The sequence below is a fragment of the Streptomyces sp. BBFR2 genome, assembly GCF_044497305.1.
Lineage (GTDB): Bacteria > Actinomycetota > Actinomycetes > Streptomycetales > Streptomycetaceae > Streptomyces.
Genome location: NZ_CP172415.1, coordinates 5,760,619 through 5,782,680 on the forward strand (window position 1 = coordinate 5,760,619; position 22,062 = coordinate 5,782,680).

16 protein-coding genes are annotated in these 22,062 nt (G+C 72.3%); 9 read left to right on the forward strand and 7 right to left on the reverse strand.

Translation table 11 applies throughout. From position 1 onward, the window contains the following. Positions 1–21: 21 nt before the first annotated feature. From ACGH2B_RS23535 to ACGH2B_RS23555, 5 genes are all read left to right on the forward strand, one after another. Positions 22–1,050, forward strand: coding sequence for a sugar ABC transporter substrate-binding protein (locus ACGH2B_RS23535; protein ID WP_399093349.1), 1,029 nt, complete (start codon positions 22–24; stop codon positions 1,048–1,050). Between the two features lie 149 nt (positions 1,051–1,199). Further along, the gene (locus ACGH2B_RS23540; RefSeq protein WP_399097254.1) at positions 1,200–3,062 is read left to right on the forward strand and encodes a sugar ABC transporter ATP-binding protein; all 1,863 of its coding nucleotides are present in this window, start codon (positions 1,200–1,202) and stop codon (positions 3,060–3,062) included. Further along, positions 3,059–4,093 (forward strand): ABC transporter permease, encoded by a 1,035-nt coding sequence (locus tag ACGH2B_RS23545; RefSeq protein ID WP_399093352.1) that lies wholly within the window; start codon positions 3,059–3,061, stop codon positions 4,091–4,093. The genes ACGH2B_RS23540 and ACGH2B_RS23545 overlap by 4 nt, the downstream gene beginning before the upstream one ends. A gap of 16 nt (positions 4,094–4,109) precedes the next feature. Next, the gene (locus ACGH2B_RS23550; protein WP_399093355.1) at positions 4,110–5,114 is read left to right on the forward strand and encodes an aldo/keto reductase; all 1,005 of its coding nucleotides are present in this window, start codon (positions 4,110–4,112) and stop codon (positions 5,112–5,114) included. 114 nt (positions 5,115–5,228) lie between these two features. Further along, the gene (locus ACGH2B_RS23555) at positions 5,229–6,077 is read left to right on the forward strand and encodes an amidohydrolase family protein (protein WP_399093358.1); all 849 of its coding nucleotides are present in this window, start codon (positions 5,229–5,231) and stop codon (positions 6,075–6,077) included. A gap of 43 nt (positions 6,078–6,120) precedes the next feature. On the opposite strand, the gene ACGH2B_RS23560 is transcribed toward ACGH2B_RS23555, so the two are convergent. The 5 genes from ACGH2B_RS23560 to ACGH2B_RS23580 all read right to left on the reverse strand — a co-directional run bounded on the left by ACGH2B_RS23560 (position 6,121) and on the right by ACGH2B_RS23580 (position 11,996). Continuing rightward, positions 6,121–6,792, reverse strand: a complete 672-nt coding sequence (locus ACGH2B_RS23560; RefSeq protein ID WP_399093361.1) for a FadR/GntR family transcriptional regulator — start codon at positions 6,790–6,792, stop codon at positions 6,121–6,123. 215 nt (positions 6,793–7,007) lie between these two features. Then, on the reverse strand, positions 7,008–8,612 hold the full coding sequence (locus ACGH2B_RS23565) for an FAD-dependent oxidoreductase (protein ID WP_399093364.1): 1,605 nt from the start codon (positions 8,610–8,612) through the stop codon (positions 7,008–7,010). A gap of 4 nt (positions 8,613–8,616) precedes the next feature. Beyond that, on the reverse strand, positions 8,617–10,167 hold the full coding sequence (glpK, locus tag ACGH2B_RS23570) for a glycerol kinase GlpK (protein WP_399093367.1): 1,551 nt from the start codon (positions 10,165–10,167) through the stop codon (positions 8,617–8,619). A 49-nt stretch (positions 10,168–10,216) separates the two neighbouring features. Further along, positions 10,217–11,005 (reverse strand): MIP/aquaporin family protein, encoded by a 789-nt coding sequence (locus tag ACGH2B_RS23575; RefSeq protein WP_399093370.1) that lies wholly within the window; start codon positions 11,003–11,005, stop codon positions 10,217–10,219. 226 nt (positions 11,006–11,231) lie between these two features. Further along, positions 11,232–11,996 carry an IclR family transcriptional regulator gene (locus tag ACGH2B_RS23580; RefSeq protein ID WP_399093373.1) on the reverse strand — a complete coding sequence of 255 codons (765 nt, stop codon included), beginning with the start codon at positions 11,994–11,996 and terminating at the stop codon, positions 11,232–11,234. Positions 11,997–12,235: 239 nt separating this feature from the next. Here ACGH2B_RS23580 and metH point away from each other — a divergent pair, with 239 nt between their 5' ends. The 3 genes from metH (at position 12,236) to ACGH2B_RS23595 (ending at position 18,629) form a co-directional block, all read left to right on the forward strand. Beyond that, on the forward strand, positions 12,236–15,754 hold the full coding sequence (gene metH / locus ACGH2B_RS23585) for a methionine synthase (protein ID WP_399093376.1): 3,519 nt from the start codon (positions 12,236–12,238) through the stop codon (positions 15,752–15,754). A gap of 194 nt (positions 15,755–15,948) precedes the next feature. Next, positions 15,949–16,650, forward strand: a complete 702-nt coding sequence (locus ACGH2B_RS23590; RefSeq protein WP_399093379.1) for an HAD family hydrolase — start codon at positions 15,949–15,951, stop codon at positions 16,648–16,650. Positions 16,651–17,024: 374 nt separating this feature from the next. Further along, positions 17,025–18,629 (forward strand): ABC transporter substrate-binding protein, encoded by a 1,605-nt coding sequence (locus ACGH2B_RS23595; RefSeq protein WP_399097257.1) that lies wholly within the window; start codon positions 17,025–17,027, stop codon positions 18,627–18,629. Positions 18,630–18,722: 93 nt separating this feature from the next. On the opposite strand, the gene ACGH2B_RS23600 is transcribed toward ACGH2B_RS23595, so the two are convergent. After that, the gene (locus ACGH2B_RS23600) at positions 18,723–19,394 is read right to left on the reverse strand and encodes a response regulator (RefSeq protein ID WP_399093382.1); all 672 of its coding nucleotides are present in this window, start codon (positions 19,392–19,394) and stop codon (positions 18,723–18,725) included. 43 nt (positions 19,395–19,437) lie between these two features. Then, positions 19,438–20,487, reverse strand: coding sequence for a RecB family exonuclease (locus tag ACGH2B_RS23605; RefSeq protein ID WP_399093385.1), 1,050 nt, complete (start codon positions 20,485–20,487; stop codon positions 19,438–19,440). A 190-nt stretch (positions 20,488–20,677) separates the two neighbouring features. On the opposite strand from ACGH2B_RS23605, the gene ACGH2B_RS23610 reads away from it, so the two are divergent. After that, positions 20,678–21,976, forward strand: coding sequence for a site-2 protease family protein (locus ACGH2B_RS23610; protein ID WP_399093388.1), 1,299 nt, complete (start codon positions 20,678–20,680; stop codon positions 21,974–21,976). Positions 21,977–22,062: the final 86 nt, after the last annotated feature.

The following is a 22,062-nucleotide window of genomic DNA, read 5'->3' on the forward strand; positions in this document are numbered from 1 at the left end:
CCACCACGACGGAGGATGAGCATGAGACCGCGTCCCACCACCGCCTCGGCCTGCGCCGTGCTGCTGGCCGTCGCCGCACTCGCCGGCTGCAACCGCGGCAGCGACGCCGCCGCCGGGCGGATCGGTATCGACGTCCCGCGCACCGACACCGACTTCTGGAGCTCCTACCAGCGCTACCTGGAACGCGGCATCGACGAGGACAAGGTCCCCGCGCTGCCGCTGTCCACCTCCCAGAACGATGTCGCCAAGGTCGTCTCCAACGTCCAGGCCCTCACCGACCAGGGCGCGAAGGCCGTCGTCATGGCCCCGCAGGACACCGGCGCTCTCACCACCGCCCTGACCCGCCTGGCGGCCCGGAAGATCCCCGTCATCAGCGTCGACACCCGCCCCGACAAGGGCGCCGTCTACATGGTCGTACGGGCCGACAACCGCGCGTACGGCGAGAAGTCCTGCGACTACCTCGGCCGTAAGCTCGGCGGGCACGGGCGCGTCGCCGAACTCCAGGGCGACCTCAGCTCCGTCAACGGGCGGGACCGCTCCGAGGCGTTCGCCGCCTGCATGAAGAAGAAGTACCCGAAGATCACCGTGCACGAGCTGGCCACCGACTGGAAGGGCGAGGTCGCCTCCGCCAAGCTCCAGAGCCTGCTGGCCCAGCACCCGGACCTCGACGGGCTCTACCTCCAGGCCGGCGGCGCGTTCCTCCAGCCGGTCCTCGCCCTCCTCAAGCAGGAGAAGCGCCTGCGGCCCGCGGGCAGCCCCGGCCACCTCACCGTCATCTCCAACGACGGCATCCCCGACGAACTCACCGCCATCCGCGCGGGTCAGATCGACGCCACCCTCTCCCAGCCCGCCGACCTCTACGCGCAGTACGCCCTCTTCTACGCGCGCGCCGCCCTGGCGAAGAAGACGTTCCGGCCCGGCCCGACCGACCACGGCTCCACCATCGTGAAGATCCCCAACGGTCTGGAGGATCAGCTCCCGGCGCCCCTCGTCACCAAGGAGAACGCCGACGACCCCGCGCTCTGGGCCAATCAACTGGAGAAGAAGTGAGCGCGCGGGGCGGGCCGCCCGGGGACGGCGGCAGCGCTCCCGGCGGCCCCGCCGCCGCGCCCGGTGCCGGACGCCCGCCCGGTGAGCGCCCCGCGTCCGGCGCCCCGCCCGCCACAGGTCCCGCCCCGCCCGCCGTACGCGCCGAGAACATCGGCAAACGCTACGGCCCGACCGTCGCCCTCGACGGCGTCGGGCTGACCGTCCGGCCCGGCGAGGCCCACGCCCTCGTCGGGCGGAACGGCGCCGGGAAGTCCACGCTGGTGTCGGTCCTCACCGGTCTGGTGCGGCCGGACACCGGCACCGTCACCTTCGCCGGGCGGCCGGCGCCCCGCCCCGGCGACACCGCCGCCTGGCAGCGCCGGGTGGCCTGCGTCCACCAGCGGTCCATGACCGTCCCGGACCTGACCGTCGCGGAAAACCTCCACCTGGGGCAGCTACCGCGCGGCCGGCTGCGCTGGCGGGCCCTGCGCGCCCGCGCCCGCGAGGTGCTGGCGGAGTACGGCGTCGACGTCGACCCGGCCGCCCGGATCCGGGAACTCGGCGTGGAGCAGCGGCAGTTCGTGGAGATCGCCCGCGCGCTGACGCACGGCGCCCGGCTGATCGTCCTCGACGAGCCGACCGCCCGCCTCGACGCCGCCGGGATCGACCGGCTCTTCACCGAGCTGCGCGCCCTGCGCGCACGGGGCGTCGCCTTCCTCTTCATCTCGCACCACCTCCAGGAGGTCCACGCGCTGTGCGACACGGTCACCGTGCTCCGGGACGCCCGGCACGTGCTGACCGCGCCCGTCGCCGGCCTCTCCCGGGACGCCCTGGTCGAGGCGATGACGGGGGAGCGGCCGTCCGCCGCCGCCCGCCGCCCGGCGTCCGGCCCGCCCGGCGCCGAGGTGCTGCGCACCGAACGCCTCGCCCTGGACGGCCACTTCGCCCCCGTCGGCCTGACCGTACGGGCCGGGGAGGTGGTCGGTCTGGCGGGCGCCGCCGGGAGCGGGGCCACCGCCCTCGCCGAGACGCTGGCCGGACTGCGGGCCCCCGGCGGTGGCCGGATCACGGTCGGCGGCCGCCCGGTCCGCACCGGCTCCGTCCCGCACGCGCTGGCCGCCGGGATCGGCTACGTACCGGAGGACCGCCACCGCGAGGGGCTGGTCGCCACCCGCAGCGTCGCCGAGAACGTGACGCTGACCGTGAGTGACCGGCTGGGCCCGGCCGGGACCGTACTGCCGTCCCGGGCCCGGGAGTTCGCCCGCCGGATGATCACCGCGCTGGACATCAAGACGGCCGGGCCCGGGGCGCCGGTGACCGGGCTCTCCGGCGGCAACCAGCAGAAGGTCGTCATCGCCCGCGCCCTGGCCCGCGACCCCCGGGTGCTCGTCGCGGTCCGGCCCACCAACGGCGTCGACATCAAGTCCAAGGAGGCGCTGCTCTCCGCCGTACGGCAGGTCGCGGACGAGGGCGCCTGCGCACTGCTCGTCTCCGACGAACTGGACGACCTGCGGATCTGCGACCGGGTCCTGACGCTCTTCCACGGCCGGGTGACCGGCGAGTTCGCCGCCGGATGGCGCGACGGGGAACTGGTCGCGGCGATGGAGGGGATGGGGGCGCCGGGCGGCGGAGCTTTGGCGGGTGGCGGCGCGGCTTCCGGTGGCGCGGCTCCCGGCGGGCCGGCAGCGTCCGGCGGCCCGGCGGGGCTTGGTGGCTCGGCGGGGCCCGGCGGCCCGGCAGCGTCCGGCGGCCCGGCGGGGCTTGGTGGCTCGGCGGGGCCCGGCGGCCCGGCAGCGTCCGGCGGCCCGGCGGGGCCCGGCGCTCCGACTCCGTCCGGCACTCCGGCGGGGCCCGGCGCTCCGACTCCGTCCGGCCTCCCCGACGGTCCCGGTGCTCCGGCCGGGCTCCCCGATGGCTCCGGTGCTCCGGGCGTGCCTCCCGCCCCCGGCGGCGGTTCCGCCGACCCGTCCCCGCCCGGCCCCGGAAGTTCCGCGCACCCCTCGCCCCACGCACCGGAAGGAACCGCGCCATGACCGAGACCGCAGCGCCGCCCGACGTACCGGCGGTGGCCCCGGCGTCCGGGCGGCGTGCCCGGACGGCGGGGCCGGGCCGCTGGCGGGACTTCTCGCTCGTCCCGGTGATCGTCGTCCTGGGCGTCATCGGCTTCGTCGTCTCGCCCGCCTTCCTCACCCGCGACAACCTCGTCGGCGTCGTCCAGCAGTCCACCGAACTGGGGCTGCTCGTACTCGGCGAGGCGTTGATCCTGATCAGCGGCCGGATGGACCTCTCGCTGGAGTCGACCATCGGGCTGGCGCCGGTCGTCGCGCTCTGGCTGGTGACGCCCGCGCACGGCGACCGTTTCACCGGCCTGGGCGCCCTCCCCGCCTGGTCCGCCGTCCCGCTCTGCCTCGCCGTCGGCGCCGCGATCGGCGCCGTCAACGGCTTCCTCATGCTCAAACTCCACGTCAACGGCTTCATCGCCACGCTCGGCATGCTCACCGCGCTCCGCGGCCTCCAGGTCGGGATCTCCGAGGGCCGCTCCATCGGTGATGTCCCGCCCTCCTTCGCCTACCTCGGCGGCGCCGTCTGGCTCGGCGTCCCCGCCGCCGTCTGGATCTGCCTCGCCCTCTTCGCCGCCGGGGGCGCCGCCCTCGGCTATCTGCGGCACGGGCGGGCGCTGTACGCGGTCGGCGGCAACCCGGAGGCGGCCCGCGCCGCCGGTATCCGCGCCGACCGGCTCACCTGGACCGTCCTCGCCCTCGGCGGACTCCTCGCCGCGTTCGCCGGGATCCTCTACACCGGCCACTACGGCGCGGTCTCGGCGAGCCAGGGCAACGGCTGGATCTTCCAGGTCTTCGCCGCCGCGGTGATCGGCGGTATCAGCCTCAAGGGCGGCCGCGGCACCCTCTTCGGCGCGCTGACCGGCGTCCTCGCCCTCCAACTCGTCATCAACGTCATGACGCTGGCCGGGGTGCCGCCGCTGTGGACGCAGTTCCTCAACGGCGCGATCATCATCGTCGCGCTGGTCATCTCCCGGTTCGCCGGCGGCGGCAAACAGGACTGACGAGGAGCCGGACGCCATGACCCCACCGCCCCGCGGCCCGCGCCGCCTCGGCCGCACCGCCGTCACCGTCCCGCCCCTCGGCCTCGGCTGCGCCCCGCTCGGCAACCTCTACCGCGCGGTGGACGAGGACGACGCCCGCGCCACCGTCCGCGCCGCCCTCGCCGCGGGCGCCACCCACTTCGACACCGCGCCCCACTACGGCGTCGGCCTCGCCGAGGAACGCCTCGGCCGGGCGCTGCGCGGCCACGACCGCGCCGGATACACCCTCGCCACCAAGGTCGGCCGCCGTCTGCGGCCGCTCGCACCGGGGGAGACGCCCGCGGGGGAGGGCTTCGTCGCCACCCCCGCCCGCGCCCGGACCTGGGACTTCACCCGCGACGGCATCCGCGCCACCCTCGACGCCTCACTGGCCCGCCTCGGCACGGACACCGCCGACATCGTCTATCTGCACGACGTCGAGAACCATCTGCCCGAGGTGTACGCCACCGGCTACCCGGCCCTCGCCGAACTCCGCGCCGAGGGACGCGTCGGCGCCATCGGCTTCGGCATGAACCGCAGCGACGTCCTGGCCCGCCTCGTCGCCGACCTCGACGTGGACGTGGTGCTCTGCGCCGGCCGCTGGACCCTCCTGGAGCGCACCGCCCTCGACGACCTGCTGCCGGTCTGCGCCCGCCGCGGAGCCTCCGTCATCGCCGGCGGCGTCTACAACTCCGGCCTGCTCGCCGACCCGGCGCCCGGCGCCCCGTACGACTACACGCCCGCCCCGCCGCACCTGGTGGCCCGCGCCCGCGAACTCGCCGCGGTCTGCGCCGCGTTCGGCGTGCCGCTCAAGGCCGCCGCGCTCCGCTTCCCGTTCGCCCACCCGTCGGTGGCCGGGGTGGTCGCCGGCGCGGCGGACGCCCGGGAGGCCACCGAGAACGCCGCGCTCTTCGGCCACGACATCCCCGACGCGCTCTGGCCCGCCCTCGTCGACCGCGGACTGCTCGACGCCGACGTACCGCTGCCGCCGGACACGCCCTGAACCACCCGGCCGGGCGCGTCCGAAGCCCCGCCGGGCGCGCCCGGCGCCGCGGGGGAGCCGGACGCCCCGCCCCGGCCCGCCAGGCCCGCCAGAACCCCCCACCCCGGAGACCCGATGCGCATCGACGCCCACCACCACCTGTGGGACCTCGCCCGCCACCCGCAGCCCTGGATGACCGGACCCTGGGCCGACCCGCTGCGCCGCGACCACACCCTCGCCGAGCTGATCCCGCAGCTCGCCGCCCACCGCATCGACGCCACCGTCCTCGTCCAGTCCTCGTCGTCCACGGCGGAGACCGCCGACCTGCTGGCCGTCGCGGCCGGACCGGGGCCGGTGCGGGGCGTCGTCGGCTGGGCCGACCTCACCGATCCGGAGCTGCCCGCGACGCTGGCCGGGCACCCGCCCGCGCTGGTGGGCCTGCGCCACCAGGTCCAGGACGAACCGGACCCGGACTGGCTGGTCCGCCCCGACGTCCTGCGGGGCCTGCGCGCCGTGGCCGCCGCCGGACTCGTTTACGACCTGCTGGTCACCCCGCGCGAGCTGCCCGCCGCGCTCGCCGCCGCCCGCGCCGTGCCCGAGCTGGCGTTCGTCCTGGACCACGCGGGCAAACCGGCGATCGGCGGCGGCGGTGACGCGGGCTGGGCCGCCGCCCTGACCGCCCTCGCCGCCCTGCCGCACGTCAACTGCAAACTCTCCGGCCTGGTCACCGAGGCCGCCCCCGCGCACCGCCGGCCCGACCGGCTCCTGCCGTACGCCCGGCACGTCCTCGACACGTTCGGCCCCGGCCGGGTCCTCTTCGGCTCCGACTGGCCGGTCTGCACCCTCGCCGCCGACTACGCCACCGTCCACGCCCTCGCCGAGACCGCCACCGTCCACCTCACCCCCGCCGAACGCGCCGCCGTCTTCGGCGGCACGGCGACCCGCGTGTACGGACTCGGGGAACCGGACGCCCGGACGGACTGAGGGCGCCACGGGGCCGGAACCCGGCGCGGGAGGGCCCCGCCCCTCACAGCGTCGAGCGCAGCCACTGCTCCACGCTCGCGATGTGGACCGTCGCCCACGCCCGCGCCGCCTCCGCGTCACCGGTGCGCAGGGCGGCGAGGATCGCGCGGTGCTCGGTGAGCGTGCGGGCCACCGCGTCCTTCTGTGTCAGCCCGCGCCAGACCCGCGCCCGCGTGGTCGGCCCCGACAGGCCCTCCAGCAGGGAGCAGAGCACGGAATTCCCGGACGCCGCGACGATCCGCCGGTGGAACTCCAGATCCCCGGCGACCAGCTCCTCCACCGAGGGATCGGGCCCCAGCGCCGCCAACCCCGCCTCCAGCGCGTCGAGTTCGGCCGCCGCGATCCGCCCGGCGGCCATCGCGGTGGCGGCGGGCTCCAGGATCCGGCGGACGGCGAGGAACTCCAGCACCGTGTCGTCGCGGTGGAAGTCCACCACGAAGCTCAGCGCCTCCAGCAGCAGTTGCGGATCGAGGCTGGTCACGTACGTGCCGTCGCCCTGCCGTACGTCGAGGATGCGGATGAGCGACAGCGCCCGCACCGCCTCGCGCAGCGAATTGCGCGACAGGCCCAGCTCCGCGGCGAGTTCGCTCTCCTTGGGCAGCCGGTCGCCCGGCCGCAACGCCCCGGAGACGATCATCGCCTTGATCTTCTCGATGGCCTCGTCAGTGACCGCCACGGCCGGCCTCCCCCGTTCCGATCCGCCGGACGCCCTCCCAGACATCCGATGTCTGGGCCCATTATGTACCGGCCTGCGAACCCATCCCCAGGCCGGTCGGTAACGGACGGTCCGGCGGCCCGCCCGCCGCCCGCGTCCGCACACGCCGAAGGGGCGGCTCCCGTACGGGAACCGCCCCTCCGCCGGACCGTACGCGCGTGGCGTACGCCCTCGGCTCAGTTGTCGAGCATGCCCTTCACCTTGGCGCGGACGTCCTCCGTGTCCAGGCCGCGGATGGTCAGCGTGGTCCGGCGGCGCAGCACGTCGTCCACGGTCTCGGCCCACTCGTGGTCCCGGGCGTAGGCGACCTGCGCCCAGATCTCCGGCGCGTCCGGGTGGATGCGCTCGGCCAGCTCCGGGTTCTCGTTGGCCAGGCGCGCGATGTCGAACGAGAGCGAGCCGTAGTGCGTGGCGAGGTGCCGCGCGGTCTCCGGCGCCATCTGCGGGCCGTCGGCGGTGCCGTCGACCAGCAGGCGGTGCGCCACCGCGTTCGGGTTGGCGATACCGGGCAGCGGGAGCTTCTTCGGCAGGCGCGCGATCGGCTCCATGTCGCCGGCCAGCGGGTGGCCGGGGAGCGCGGCGAGCTTGTTCATGACCGTACGGCCGATGTGGCGGAAGGTCGTCCACTTGCCGCCCGCGACGGACAGCATGCCGCCGCTGCCCTCGGTCACGACCGTCTCGCGCTTGGCCTTGGAGGTGTCGCCGGGGCCGCCGGGCAGCACCCGCAGACCGGCGAACGAGTAGGTGATCAGGTCGCGCGAGAGCTGCTGGTCACGGACGGAGAAGGCGGCCTCGTCCAGGATCTGGGCGGTGTCCTTCTCGGTGACCGCGACGTCCGCCGGGTCGCCCTCGTACTCCTCGTCGGTGGTACCGAGCAGCAGCATGTCCTCCCAGGGGAGGGCGAAGGTGATGCGGTACTTGTCGATCGGGGTGGCCAGCGCCGCCTTCCAGGGGGAGGTGCGCTTGAGGACCAGGTGCGCGCCCTTGGACAGGCGGATCGAGGGGGCCGCGTTCGGGTCCTCCATCTTGCGCAGGTGGTCCACCCACGGGCCGGTCGCGTTGAGGACCAGGCGGGCGTTGACGCCGAACTCCTCGCCGTCGGTGCGGTCCTTCAGCTCGGCACCGGTGACCCGGCCCTGGGTGAAGCGCAGCCCGGTGACCTCGGAGTGGTTGAGGACCGTGGCGCCGGCCGCGACGGCGGCGCGGACGGTCATCAGCGCCATCCGGGCGTCGTTCATCTGGTCGTCGCCGTAGACCGCGACGGCCTTGAGGTTGTCGGTCCGCAGCTCCGGCACGTCGCGCTGGGCCTTGGCCGGCGATATGACGTGGCCGACGCCGTCCCCGAACGCGGAGAGCGCGGAGTAGGCGAAGACACCGGCGCCGAGCTTGGCCGCGCCGTGCGGGCCGCCCTTGTAGACGGGCAGGTAGAAGGTGAGGGGGTTGGCGAGGTGCGGCGCCACCTCACGGGAGACCGCACGCCGCTCGAAGTGGTTCTCCGCCACCAGCTTCACCGCGCCGGTCTGCAGGTAGCGCAGTCCGCCGTGCAGCAGCTTGGAGGAGGCGGAGGAGGTGGCGCCGGCGAAGTCGCCGGCGTCCACCAGGGCCACCCGCAGTCCGGCCTGCGCGGCGTGCCAGGCAGTGGAGATGCCCAGGATGCCGCCACCGATCACCAGGAGGTCGTACGTCGCCTTGGACAGCTGTTCCCGGGTCTCGGCGCGGCTCGGGGTCGAACCGTCGGCCGGGTGCGTCCCGAGTGCCGGGACGCTCTGCAGGGTGCTCATTTGATTACTCCTCGACAGTGTCGTCGTCGAGCCAGCCCATGGAGCGTTCCACTGCCTTGAGCCAGCTCTTGTATTCGCGGTCACGGGTGGCCGCATCCATCCGGGGGGTCCATTCGGCGGCCCGGCGCCAGTTGGCGCGCAGCTCGTCGGTGCTGGACCAGAAGCCGACGGCCAGACCGGCCGCGTAGGCAGCGCCGAGGCAGGTCGTCTCGGCGACCATCGGGCGCACCACCGGCGCGTCCAGGAAGTCCGAGATGGTCTGCATCAGCAGGTTGTTGGAGGTCATACCGCCGTCGACCTTGAGCGCGGTCAGCTCGACGCCGGAGTCCTTCGTCATGGCGTCGGTGATCTCGCGGGTCTGCCAGGCGGTGGCCTCGAGAACGGCGCGGGCGATGTGCGCCTTGGTGACGTAGCGGGTCAGACCCGCGATCACGCCGCGCGCGTCGGAGCGCCAGTAGGGGGCGAACAGGCCGGAGAAGGCCGGGACGAAGTACGCGCCGCCGTTGTCCTCGACGGTGGAGGCCAGCGTCTCGATCTCCGCGGCGGAGTTGATCAGGCCCATCTGGTCGCGCATCCACTGCACCAGCGAGCCGGTGACCGCGATGGAGCCTTCCAGCGCGTAGACCGCGTCCTGGTCGCCGATGCGGTAGCCGACGGTGGTCAGCAGACCGTTGTACGAGTTCACCGGCTGGTTGCCGGTGTTCATCAGCATGAAGGTGCCGGTGCCGTACGTGGACTTGGCCTCGCCCTGCGAGAAGCAGGTCTGGCCGAAGAGCGCGGCCTGCTGGTCACCGAGGGCGGAGGCGACGGGCACGCCCGCCAGGGTGCCGGCGGCGGTGGTGCCGTAGACCTCGGCGGAGGACTTGATCTCCGGGAGGACGGCGGCGGGGATGCCGATCGACTGGAGGATCTTGTCGTCCCACTCCAGCGTGTGGAGGTTCATCAGCAGGGTGCGCGAGGCGTTGGTGACGTCCGTGACGTGCACACCGCCGTTCACACCGCCGGTGAGGTTCCAGATGACCCAGGAGTCCATGGTGCCGAAGAGGATGTCGCCGCGCTCGGCGCGCTCGCGCAGCCCCTCGACGTTGTCCAGCAGCCAGCGGATCTTCGGGCCCGCGAAGTACGAGGCCAGCGGCAGGCCGGTCTCGCGGCGGAAGCGGTCCTGACCGACGTTGCGGCCCAGCTCCTTGCAGAGCGCGTCGGTCCGGGTGTCCTGCCAGACGATGGCGTTGTGGACCGGCTCACCCGTGTGCTTGTCCCACAGCAGTGTGGTCTCGCGCTGGTTGGTGATACCGATCGCCTTGACGTCGTCGGCGGTGACGCCGGCCTTGGCGACGGCGCCGGCCACGACCTGCTGGACGTTCTCCCAGATCTCGGCGGCATCGTGTTCGACCCAGCCGGGCTTGGGGAAGATCTGTTCGTGCTCCTTCTGGTCGACCGACACGATGCGGCCGTCCTTGTCGAACACGATGCAGCGGCTGGAGGTCGTGCCCTGGTCGATGGCCGCGATGAACGGACCGTGACCGTGGGAGGAGGTGGAGGGGGTGTCGCTCATGGTGTGCTCCAGTGATTCTGTGCGGGCGGGGGCGTTACGGGCACGCGGCTCAGGCGAACGCCACCTGATAGATGCCACCGGCGATGGCTCCGCCAATCAGCGGGCCGGCGACCGGGATCCACGCGTAGCCCCAGTCGGATCCGCCCTTGTTCGGCAGCGGCAGCAGCGCGTGCACGATACGCGGACCGAGGTCGCGGACCGGGTTGATCGCGTAGCCGGTCGGGCCACCGAGCGACAGACCGATACCGACGACGACGAACGCCACCAGCAGGGAGCCGATCGGGCCGACGCCCTTGCCGTCGTCGCTCAGGCCGAGGTTGAGGATCGCCAGCACGAGCACGATGGTGGCGATGATCTCGGTCACGAGGTTCTGAACTGCGTTCCGGATCTCCGGACCGGTGGAGAAGATGCCGAGGACCGGGCCCGCCTTGGGGGCGGTCGCCTTGTCCACCATGCCTTCCTGGCCGTTGTGCGCGGCCAGGACCTCCGGGTCGGTCAGATGCGCCCGGAACTGCCCGTAGTACGACAGCCAGACCAGCACCGCACCGATCATGGCGCCGAGCAGCTCACCGGCGAAGTACACCGGCACCTGGCTCCACTCGATGCCGCCCTTGATGGCGATACCGACGGTGACCGCGGGGTTGAGGTGCGCGCCGGACTTTGCGGCGATGTACGCGCCCGTGAGTACGGCGAAGCCCCAACCGAGGGCGATGGCGACCCAGCCGGCCTCATACGCCTTGGAGCGCTTGAAGGTGACGGCGGCGCAGACGCCACCGCCGAGCAGTATCAGAACAGCGGTACCGATGGTCTCGCTGAGGAAGATGTCGGAGCTGGACACCCGCGACTCCTTTGTCCTTCGTCCAGGGGAAGGCGAACCCCGGGTCTCCGGTGGTCCGCGCCCTCCGAGAGGGCTGTGGTCGGCCCCGCGGCACTGTCCACCATAACGAATATTGTCGTGTGGTGTTCGACAATGCCGACCGACGAACGGCAGTTTTGTTCACCTGTTTGGTGGCGTCAAGGGTTCTGTGGCGAAAAAGTCGCGTGAACAATCAGTCGCAATACGGTCAGAATCGGCCTGCGCCCAGATCCCTGGACACAGCGCGTGCGCAATCCCTGACAGCAGCGACGATTTCCGGCCGCACCGCGCCCTCCCGGCACACCCGCTCCACGGCACCCGTGATGCCCACCGCACCCACCGGCATCCGCCGCCGGTCGTGCACCGGCGCGGCCACCGACGCCACGCCCTCCCACGTCTCCTCGACGTCCGCGGCCCACCCCCGCGCCCGGGTCAGCTCCAGCGCCGTCTCGAACGCGTCCGCCCCGGTCACCGTGTGCGCCGTGAGCGCTTCCCGCTCCACCTCCGCGACCTCGCTGTGCGCCACCGGGTCGTACGCGCACAGCACCTTGCCCAGCGCCGTGCTGTACAGCGGATGCATCGCGCCCACCTCCAGCACCTGACGGCTGTCGTCCGGCCGGAAGACGTGGTGCACGATCAGTACGCCCTGCTGGTGCAGGACGCCGAGGTAGACGCTCTCGCCGCTGGAGCGTGCCAGGTCGTCGGTCCACACCAGGGCGCGGGCCCGTAGCTCGTGGACGTCCAGATAGCTGTTGCCCAGGCGCAGCAGCTCGGCGCCGAGCTGGTAGCGGCCGGACGCCGGGTCCTGCTCGACGAAGCCCTCCTGCTGGAGGGTGCGCAGGATGCCGTGGGCGGTGCCCTTGGCCAGGCCGATCGCCGAGGAGATGTCGGACAGTCCCAGCCGCCGTTCCCCGCCCGCGAGCAGCCGCAGCACCGCGGCGGCTCGCTCCAGCGACTGGATGGTGCGTGCCATCGGACAACCTCCAAGATGCGCGGTTCGACAATGCGGAACGATATAGGTCCATGCCGAACCACGGGAGGGCCGGACTCCGCTCCCGATCATGGCCGAGGTGCGACCGGCCGGGGGACGGCGGGCCGTCCAGGCGGTGGAACACCGGAACACCTGTCCCGGACCTCGGGCTAGGCTGGCCGCGTGCGCCGTCCACCGGAGGGCGCAAAGCCGACAGCCGTCGCAACCAGGGGAGCACCTCCATGGCCTCGTACACGTCCACGTCCTCCAGCGCGTCCCGCGTCGACTCCTTCCGCGAGGCGCTGGCCTCCCGGGTGGTGGTCGCCGACGGGGCGATGGGCACGATGCTCCAGGCGCAGGACCCCTCGATGGAGGACTTCCAGCAGTTGGAGGGCTGCAACGAGGTCCTCAACATCACCCGTCCGGACATCGTCCGATCGGTCCACGAGGAGTACTTCGCGGTCGGCGTCGACTGCGTGGAGACCAACACCTTCGGCGCCAACTTCGCCGCGCTGGCCGAGTACGACATCCCCGAGCGGGTCTTCGAACTCTCCGAGGCGGGCGCCCGCATCGCCCGCGAGGTCGCCGACGAGTTCACCGCCTCGACCGGACAGCAGCGCTGGGTCCTCGGCTCGATGGGCCCCGGTACCAAGCTGCCCACCCTCGGCCACGCCCCGTACACCACCCTCCGCGACGCCTACCAGCGCAACGCCGAGGGCATGATCGCCGGCGGCGCCGACGCGCTGCTGGTCGAGACCACCCAGGACCTGCTCCAGACCAAGGCGGCCATCCTCGGCGCCCGCCGCGCCCTCGCCGCCACCGGCACGAACCTCCCGGTCATCTGCTCCGTCACCGTCGAGACCACCGGCACCATGCTGCTCGGCTCCGAGATCGGCGCGGCGCTCACCGCCCTGGAGCCGCTCGGCATCGACATGATCGGCCTCAACTGCGCGACCGGCCCCGCCGAGATGAGCGAGCACCTGCGCTACCTCGCCCGCCACTCCCGCGTCCCGATCTCCTGCATGCCCAACGCGGGCCTGCCGGTCCTGGGCAAGGACGGCGCCCACTACCCGCTCACCGCCGCCGAGCTCGCCGACGCCCAGGAGACCTTCGTCGGCGAGTACGGCCTCTCCCTCGTCGGCGGCTGCTGCGGCACCACCCCCGAACACCTGCGCCAGGTCGTCGAGCGGGTCCGCGGCCTGACCCCGCCGGAGCGCGAGCCGCGCCCCGAGCCCGGCGCCGCCTCCCTCTACCAGACCGTCCCCTTCCGCCAGGACACCTCGTACCTCGCGATCGGCGAGCGCACCAACGCCAACGGTTCGAAGAAGTTCCGCGAGGCGATGCTGGCGGGCCGCTGGGACGACTGCGTGGAGATGGCCCGCGACCAGATCCGCGAGGGCGCCCACATGCTCGACCTCTGCGTCGACTACGTCGGACGCGACGGCGTCGCCGACATGGAGGAGCTGGCCGGCCGCTTCGCCACCGCCTCCACCCTCCCCATCGTCCTGGACTCCACCGAACTGCCGGTGCTCCGCGCCGGACTGGAGAAGCTGGGCGGCCGCGCCGTCATCAACTCCGTCAACTACGAGGACGGCGACGGCCCCGAGTCCCGCTTCGCCAAGGTCACCGCCCTCGCCGCCGAGCACGGCGCGGCGCTCATCGCCCTCACCATCGACGAGGAGGGCCAGGCCCGCACCCCCGAGCACAAGGTCGCCATCGCCGAGCGCCTCATCGCCGACCTGACCGGCAACTGGGGCATCGACGAGTCCGACATCCTCATCGACACCCTCACCTTCACCATCTGCACCGGCCAGGAGGAGTCCCGCAAGGACGGCATCGCCACCATCGAGGCCATCCGGGAGCTCAAGCGCCGCCACCCGGACGTCCAGACCACCCTGGGCCTGTCCAACATCTCCTTCGGCCTCAACCCGGCCGCCCGCATCCTGCTCAACTCCGTCTTCCTCGACGAGTGCGTCAAGGCGGGGCTGGATTCGGCCATCGTGCACGCCAGCAAGATCCTGCCGATCGCCCGCTTCGACGAGGAGCAGGTCACCTGCGCCCTCGACCTGATCTACGACCGCCGCGCCGAGGGCTACGATCCGCTCCAGAAGCTCATGGAGCTGTTCGAGGGCGTCGACACCAAGTCCCTCAAGGCGGGCAAGGCCGAGGAGCTGGCCGCGCTGCCGCTGGAGGAGCGCCTGGCCCGCCGCATCATCGACGGCGAGAAGAACGGCCTGGAGGCCGACCTCGACGAGGCGCTGCGCACCACCCCCGCCCTCGACATCGTCAACAACACCCTCCTGGAGGGCATGAAGGTCGTCGGCGAACTCTTCGGCTCCGGCCAGATGCAGTTGCCGTTCGTCCTGCAGTCCGCCGAGGTGATGAAGACCGCGGTCGCCCACCTCGAACCGCACATGGAGAAGATCGACGACGGCGAGGGATCGGGCAAGGGCACCATCGTCCTGGCCACCGTCCGCGGCGACGTCCACGACATCGGCAAGAACCTCGTCGACATCATCCTCTCCAACAACGGCTACAACGTCGTCAACCTCGGCATCAAGCAGCCGGTCTCCGCGATCCTGGACGCCGCCGAGGAGCACCGCGCCGACGTCATCGGCATGTCAGGACTGCTGGTCAAGTCCACGGTGATCATGAAGGAGAACCTGGAGGAGCTGAACCAGCGCAAGATGGCCGCCGACTACCCGGTCATCCTCGGCGGCGCCGCCCTCACCCGCGCCTACGTCGAACAGGACCTCCACGAGATCTACGACGGCGAGGTCCGCTACGCCCGCGACGCGTTCGAGGGGCTGCGCCTGATGGACGCGCTGATCGCCGTCAAGCGCGGCGTGCCCGGCGCCGCCCTGCCCGAGCTGAAGCAGCGCCGCGTCCCCAAGCGTGAGACGGCCGAGCCGGCGGCCGAGGAGCCCGAGGGCTCGGTCCGCTCCGACGTCGCGACCGACAACCCCGTCCCCGCCCCGCCGTTCTGGGGCACCCGCGTCGTCAAGGGCATCCAGCTCGCCGACTACGCCTCCTGGCTGGACGAGGGCGCCCTCTTCAAGGGCCAGTGGGGCCTCAAGCAGGCCCGCACCGGCGACGGCCCGACCTACGAGGAGCTGGTGGAGACCGAGGGACGGCCGCGGCTGCGCGGCTGGCTCGACCGGCTCCAGACGGAGAACCTGCTGGAAGCCGCCGTCGTCCACGGCTACTTCCCGTGCGTCTCCAAGGGCGACGACCTCATCCTGCTGCACGAGGACGGCACCGAGCGCACCCGCTTCACCTTCCCGCGCCAGCGCCGCGGCCGCCGCCTGTGCCTGGCGGACTTCTTCCGCCCGGAGGAGTCCGGCGAGACCGACGTCGTCGGCCTCCAGGTCGTCACCGTCGGCTCCCGCATCGGCGAGGAGACCGCCAAGCTCTTCGCCGCCAACTCCTACCGCGACTACCTCGAACTCCACGGCCTCTCCGTCCAGCTCGCCGAGGCGCTGGCCGAGTACTGGCACGCCCGGGTCCGTGCCGAGCTGGGCTTCGGCGGCGAGGACCCGTCCGACGTCGAGGACATGTTCGCGCTCAAGTACCGCGGCGCCCGCTTCTCCCTGGGCTACGGCGCCTGCCCCGACCTGGAGGACCGCGCGAAGATCGCCGATCTGCTCCAGCCGGAGCGCATCGGCGTCCACCTCTCCGAGGAGTTCCAGCTCCACCCCGAGCAGTCCACCGACGCGATCGTGATCCACCACCCTGAGGCGAAGTACTTCAACGCCAGGTGAGCGCCCGGGCCGTAACGCCAGGTGAGCGCCCGGCCGTCCGCCGCCCGAACGGCGGACGGCCTCCTTCCGCGTCACCCCGCGGACCGGCGCGCACAGTCGTACACTGGTCGGTCCGGTAGCGGCCGGTCATCACCCCACTCCGGGGCGGTGGCCGGCCCTTTTGTCCCTCAGGGGACCCTCACGGAGGTGGACGGATGACCAGCAGCATCCCCGCGGCCGACTCCCGGGCGGTCGAGGACACGGCTCTCCAGGCGGTCTTCCTCGACCTGGACGGCACCCTCGTCGACACCGAGGGTTTCTGGTGGGAGGCCGAGTCTGAGGTCTTCGCCGAGCTGGGCCACGTCCTGGACGACACCCACCGCGAGGTCGTCGTCGGCGGTCCCATGACCCGCAGCGCCGGATATCTGATTCAGGCCACCGGCGCCCGGATCGGCCTGACGGAGCTGAGCGGACTGCTCAACGCCCGCTTCGCCGCCCGGATCGGCCGCGGGGTACCGCTGATGCCCGGCGCCCGCCGGCTGCTGGCCGAACTCTCCGCCCACGGTGTGCCCACCGCCCTGGTCTCCGCCTCGCACCGCGCCATCATCGACCGCATGCTGCACTCCCTGGGCCCGGCCAACTTCCATCTGACGCTCGCCGGTGACGAGCTGGAGCGCACCAAACCGCATCCGGATCCGTACCTCACCGCCGCCGCCCGGCTGGGCGTCGATCCGGCGCGGTGCGCGGTGGTGGAGGACACCCTCACGGGGGTGCGCGCGGGGGAGGCGGCCGGGTGCCGCGTCGTGGCCGTGCCGTCGGTGGTGCCGGTGCCGCCCGCGGCGGGCCGGACCGTCGTCCGGTCACTCGAAGAAGTTGATCTTTCTTTTCTTCAGGCGCTCATCACGGAAAGCAATTGAGGCATGCACTGAGCGTTCCTCCGGGAAAGCGGTAAGAACTCAGGGCAGCGACCTGCTCATTTTCCGTGACGTATACCCTGGCCGAATTCCCGCATTGCCGCTCCCGCCGGGGCGCGTGACGTTTCTCACGCGCCTCGGCGTCGACAGGTGTCATCACGGGTGTTCCAGGTGGGTCTGCGAGCCTGATGTGCGGGGGTAAGTGTCCGGATTCATTGATCAACGCCCGCTTCGTTCCCGCGTCCGGTAATCGGAGACCTGTGTTCTGTTATCCGGTGTCCCTATAACGGCAACTCCGTTGCGGCCCGGACCCGATGGCTGTTCCTACTAATGTCGACGTGAGCAACACCTCTGCGCTGATAAGGAACCTGCCGACGATGAATCGCAAGACCTTGGTGCTGCCGGCTCTGGCCGGTCTGCTCGCCCCCGTACTCGCGGCCTGCGGCGGCCCGGACGGTGCGGACGGGAGCGATCCCATCGTCGTCGGGGTCGCCACGCAGATCGAGGCCACCAAGGATGCCCCCGCACCGTTCGATCCGGCGCAGGCGTACGACGTCGACGCGATGAACGTGCTGCGCGGCACCCTCCAGACGCTGCTGCGGCTGCCCAGAACCGGCACCACGCCGGTGCCCGAGGCGGCCAAGACCTGCGGCTTCCGGGACACGCGGAACGAGCAGTACCGGTGCACCCTCCGCAGCGACCTGAAGTTCTCCAACGGCCACGCGCTCACCGCGCAGGACGTGAAGTTCTCCATCGACCGCGTGCAGAAGATCAACTACGCCAACGGTCCGGGCACGCTCGTCAACGACATCGACAAGATCGAGACGCCCAGCGACACCGAGGTGGTCTTCCACCTCAAGAAGCCGGACGCCACCTTCCCGCAGAAGCTCACCACGCCCGCCGCGGGCATCGTCGACCACCAGGTGTACCCCGGGGACCGCCTCTACAGCGGCTTCGACCTCGTCGGCTCCGGCCCGTACACGCTCAAGGCCGAGCGCAGCGGCGAGCGCGTCACCAAGATCGTCTTCAGCCGGAACCCCGGCTACAAGGGCGCGGTGAAGCCGCTGAACGACAAGGTCGAGATGCGGTTCTTCCCCAGCTCGTCCGCGATGGAGAAGGCGCTGCGCAAGGGCCAGATCGACCTGATGAACCGCGGTCTGTCGCCCGCGCAGGTCAAGGGCCTGCAGAACTCCCGTGACGAGCACATCTCCCTCCAGGAGATGCCCGGCCAGGAGATCCGTTACCTCGCCTTCAACACCAAGGACCCGTCGGTCTCCAACCCGGCCGTCCGCCAGGCGATGGCGCAGGTCGTCAACCGCTCGCAGATCCTGCGTGACGTCTACTCCTACGTCGGCGACCCGCTGTACTCCCTGGTGCCCACCGGCCTCACCGGCCACATCAACTCCTTCTTCACCAAGTACGGCAACCCCAGCGCCTCCGCCGCCCGCCAGATCCTGGAGCAGGCGAACGTCCACACCCCGGTGAAGCTGACCCTGACGTACACCGAGAACCACTACGGCGCGAGCACCGCCAAGGAGTTCGAGGCCCTCAAGCAGCAGCTCAACGCCAGCAAGCTGTTCGACGTCGACATCAAGGGCATCGACAACTGGCAGCAGTTCCGCACCGACTCCTCGAACGGCAAGTACGCGGTCTACGGCATGGGCTGGTTCCCCGACATCCCGGACGCCGACAACTACGTCGGCCCGTTCCTCGGCAAGGGCAACTTCCTCAACTCGCCCTACCGCAACACCAAGATCGAGACGCAGTTGATCCCCGGCACCCGCCAGCAGACCGACCGCAACGCCGCGGGCGCCGGCTTCAAGGAGATCCAGAACATCCTCGCCGACGACGTCCCGATCCTCCCGCTGTGGCAGGGCAAGCAGTACGTCGCCGCCCGGGACGACATCACCGGTGTGGAGTGGGCGCTCAACTCCTCCTCGGCGCTGCAGATCTGGGAGCTGGGCCGCGGCGTCTCCGAATAACCCGCACGACACAGGAGGGGCCGGTCCGGGAAACCATCCCGGACCGGCCCCTCCGGCCGTTCCCACAGCCCCGGACCGGGGCCCGCGCCGCCGCTACTGGGCGCCGGGGCGCACCAGCCCGCTCTCGTACGCGTACACCGCGGCCTGCACACGGTCGCGCAGCCCCAGCTTCGTCAGCACATGGCCCACATGGGTCTTGACCGTCGTCTCGCTCACGAAGAGATCCGCGGCGATCTCGGCGTTCGACAGCCCGCGCGCGACCAGCTTCAGCACCTCCACCTCGCGGTCGGTGAGGGTGTTCAGCGTGTCCGGCACCGGCTCCTCGCCGGACGGCAGATGCCCGGCGTACTTGTCGAGCAGCCGGCGCGTGATGCTCGGCGCGAGCATCGCCTCGCCCGCGGCGACCACCCGGATCGCCTGCACCAGCTCGTGCGCCGGGGCGTCCTTGAGCAGAAAACCGCTGGCCCCCGCGCGCAGCGCCTCGACGACGTACTCGTCCAGATCGAAGGTGGTCAGCACCAGCACCTTGGCCGGGCCGTCCTTCGCCGGGCCGGTGATCTGACGCGTCGCCTCCACACCGTCCATCCGCGGCATGCGGATGTCCATCAGCACCACATCGGGCTGGAGCGCCCGGACCTGCTCCAACGCCTGCAGACCGTCACCGGCCTCACCGACGACCGCCAGATCCTGCTCGGCCTCCAGGATCATCCGGAAACCCGTACGCAGCAGCGGCTGGTCATCGACCAGCAGGACGCGGATTGCCACCACTTCTCCTTTGTTGGACCGGCTCCATTCTGCCCTGCTCCGGCTACGCGCCGTCCGCCGGGCGGATCTCCAGCGGATACACCGGGGGAGTGCCGCCGAACTCCGGACAGTGCGCCTGGTGATCGCACCAGCCGCACAGCTTCGTCGGCCGCGGCCGCCAGTCGCCCGTCGCCGTGGCCTTCCCGATCGCCTCCCACAGCGCCAGCAACTTCCGCTCCACCGCGAGCAGTTCACTCTCGCCCGGGTCGTACGTGATGACGTCACCGCTGCCCAGGTAGACGAGCTGGAGCCGCCGCGGCACCACCCCGCGCAGCCGCCACATCACCAGCGCGTAGAACTTCATCTGGAACAGCGCGCCCTCGGCGAACTGCGGGCGGGGCGCCTTACCGGTCTTGTAGTCGACGATCCGGACCTCGCCGGTCGGCGCGATGTCCACCCGGTCGATGAAACCGCGCAGCCGGAGCCCCGAGTCCAGCACCGTCTCGACGTACAGCTCCCGGTCGGCCGGCTCCAGCCGGGTCGGGTCCTCCAGCGTGAACCACCGCTCCACCAGCGCCTCGGCGTCCGCCAGCCAACCGGCCAGCCGCTCGCCCGCCGGGTCGTCGGCGAACAGCTCCGCCAGCTCCGGGCGCTTCGCCAGCAGCTTCTCCCACTCGCCGGCCACCATCGCCCGCGCGCCACCCGCCGTACGCTCCGCCGCCGGCGCGTCGAACAGCCGCTCCAGCACCGCGTGCACCACCGTGCCCCGCGTCGCCGCCGGACTGGGCTGCTCCGGCAGCTTGTCGATCACCCGGAAGCGGTAGAGCAGCGGACACTGCAGAAAATCGCTCGCCCGCGACGGCGACAGCGCCACCGGCGGCCCGGGCTGCCCCGAGCGCGCGACGGGCCCCGCCGCCTCCGTACGCGGGCCGTCGCCGGCCGCCCGCGGATCCGCGGCCGTGGCCTGCGGCCCGATCGCGGCCGCCCGCGGTCCGTCCGCCGCCGCGGCGTTCCCGGCCGCGACCGCGCCGTCCGCCGACGGCCCGTCCGCCGGCCCCTGCGCGTGCCGCTCCCGCGCCGTGTCCGCCCCGGCATTCTCGGTGCTCGTTCCCATGACACCCGACCCTACGGCCCGCCACTGACAACGCCCGCGCCGCGGAGCGCCGCCACGGCACCGCCCGCGCCCCGCGACGGATCCGTGACGGTGGCTCGGCATACCATCGAGGCCAGAACCCCTTTGCCCTGCACGATCGGGAACGATCACGCCGAGCAGGCGCGAAGGCCGTATCCGACGAGGGGACGCCGTGGACGACAGCGGGAAGCCGCAGGACCCCAAGGAGCCGCAGGGCCCCGAGGAGCACCGGCCGCCCCAGTCGGCCGAGCCGCCCCCGGGCCCCGGGGCCGGTCCGCGCCGCACGGGCCGCGGCGCGCCGAGGCCCCGCCGCCCCAAGGGCACCGGCGGCGGCATCCTGATGGGCCGCCCCTTCGGCGTGCCGGTCTACGTCGCCCCGAGCTGGTTCCTCGTCGCCGCGCTGATCACCTGGGTCTTCGGCGGCCAGCTCGAACAGGTCCTGCCGGAGCTGGGCGCCCTCCGCTACCTCGTCTCCCTCTTCTTCGCGGTCGCCTTCTACGCCTCGGTGCTCGTCCACGAACTGGCCCACACCGTCGCCGCCCTCCGCTTCAAACTCCCCGTACGCCGCATCCAGCTGCAGTTCTTCGGCGGCGTCTCGGAGATCGAGAAGGAGACCGAGACCCCCGGCCGGGAATTCGTCCTCGCCTTCGTGGGCCCGCTGCTCTCCCTGGCCCTGGCCGGTGTCTTCTACGGAGGCATGCGGCTGGTCGAGCCGCGCACGGTGCCGGGCGTCCTGATGGCCGGCCTGATGATCTCCAACCTCATCGTCGCGGTCTTCAACCTCCTGCCCGGCCTGCCCCTCGACGGTGGCCGGATGCTGCGCGCCGTCGTGTGGAAGCTCACCGGCCGCCCCATGACCGGCACCGTCGCCGCCGCCTGGGTGGGCCGCGCCCTCGCCGTCACCGTCCTCATCGGGCTGCCGCTGCTGACCCATTCCGGTGCGCTCGGCCGCCCGCCCGCCGACATCACCGGCACCGACTCCCTCACCGACGCGCTGCTCGCCGCCGTCCTCGCCGCCATCATCTGGACCGGCGCGGGCAACAGCCTGCGCATGGCCCGCCTGCGCGAACGCCTCCCCGACCTGGGCGCCCGGGCCCTCACCCGCCGCGCGGCGCCCACCGGACCCGACACCTCCCTCGCCGAGGCGCTGCGCCGCGCCAACGACGCGGGGGCCCGCGCCCTCGTCGTCGTCGACCCCGGCGGCGAGCCCACCGGCATCGTCCGCGAGGCCGCCATCGTGGGCGTACCGGAACACCGCCGCCCCTGGGTCGCGGTCGGCACGCTCGCCCAGGACCTCAAGGACGGCATGCGCGTCCCGGCCGACCTCTCCGGCGAGGAGCTGCTGGAACACCTCCGCACCACCCCGGCCAGCGAATACCTCGTCGTCGAGGAGACGGGGGAGATCTACGGCGTGCTCTCCGCCGCCGACGTCGAGCGTGCCTTCGTCACCGCCATGGCCCGCCACTCCTGACCGCCGTGCGGGCCGGTCCCGGGGCCGCCGCCGGACGCCCGGACACCCGCTGGTCCGGGGCACGCCCCCGGGGCCGGTAGGCTGGT

Bases quoted from the DNA above. Each gene is read 5' to 3' on its own strand.
- ACGH2B_RS23535 (WP_399093349.1), top strand. From the start codon at position 22: ATGAGACCGCGTCCCACCACCGCCTCGGCCTGCGCCGTGCTGCTGGCC.
- ACGH2B_RS23545 (WP_399093352.1), top strand. From the start codon at position 3,059: ATGACCGAGACCGCAGCGCCGCCCGACGTACCGGCGGTGGCCCCGGCG.
- ACGH2B_RS23550 (WP_399093355.1), top strand. From the start codon at position 4,110: ATGACCCCACCGCCCCGCGGCCCGCGCCGCCTCGGCCGCACCGCCGTC.
- ACGH2B_RS23555 (WP_399093358.1), top strand. From the start codon at position 5,229: ATGCGCATCGACGCCCACCACCACCTGTGGGACCTCGCCCGCCACCCG.
- ACGH2B_RS23565 (WP_399093364.1), bottom strand. From the start codon at position 8,612: ATGAGCACCCTGCAGAGCGTCCCGGCACTCGGGACGCACCCGGCCGAC.
- glpK (WP_399093367.1), bottom strand. From the start codon at position 10,167: ATGAGCGACACCCCCTCCACCTCCTCCCACGGTCACGGTCCGTTCATC.
- ACGH2B_RS23580 (WP_399093373.1), bottom strand. From the start codon at position 11,996: ATGGCACGCACCATCCAGTCGCTGGAGCGAGCCGCCGCGGTGCTGCGG.
- metH (WP_399093376.1), top strand. From the start codon at position 12,236: ATGGCCTCGTACACGTCCACGTCCTCCAGCGCGTCCCGCGTCGACTCC.
- ACGH2B_RS23590 (WP_399093379.1), top strand. From the start codon at position 15,949: ATGACCAGCAGCATCCCCGCGGCCGACTCCCGGGCGGTCGAGGACACG.
- ACGH2B_RS23595 (WP_399097257.1), top strand. From the start codon at position 17,025: ATGAATCGCAAGACCTTGGTGCTGCCGGCTCTGGCCGGTCTGCTCGCC.
- ACGH2B_RS23605 (WP_399093385.1), bottom strand. From the start codon at position 20,487: ATGGGAACGAGCACCGAGAATGCCGGGGCGGACACGGCGCGGGAGCGG.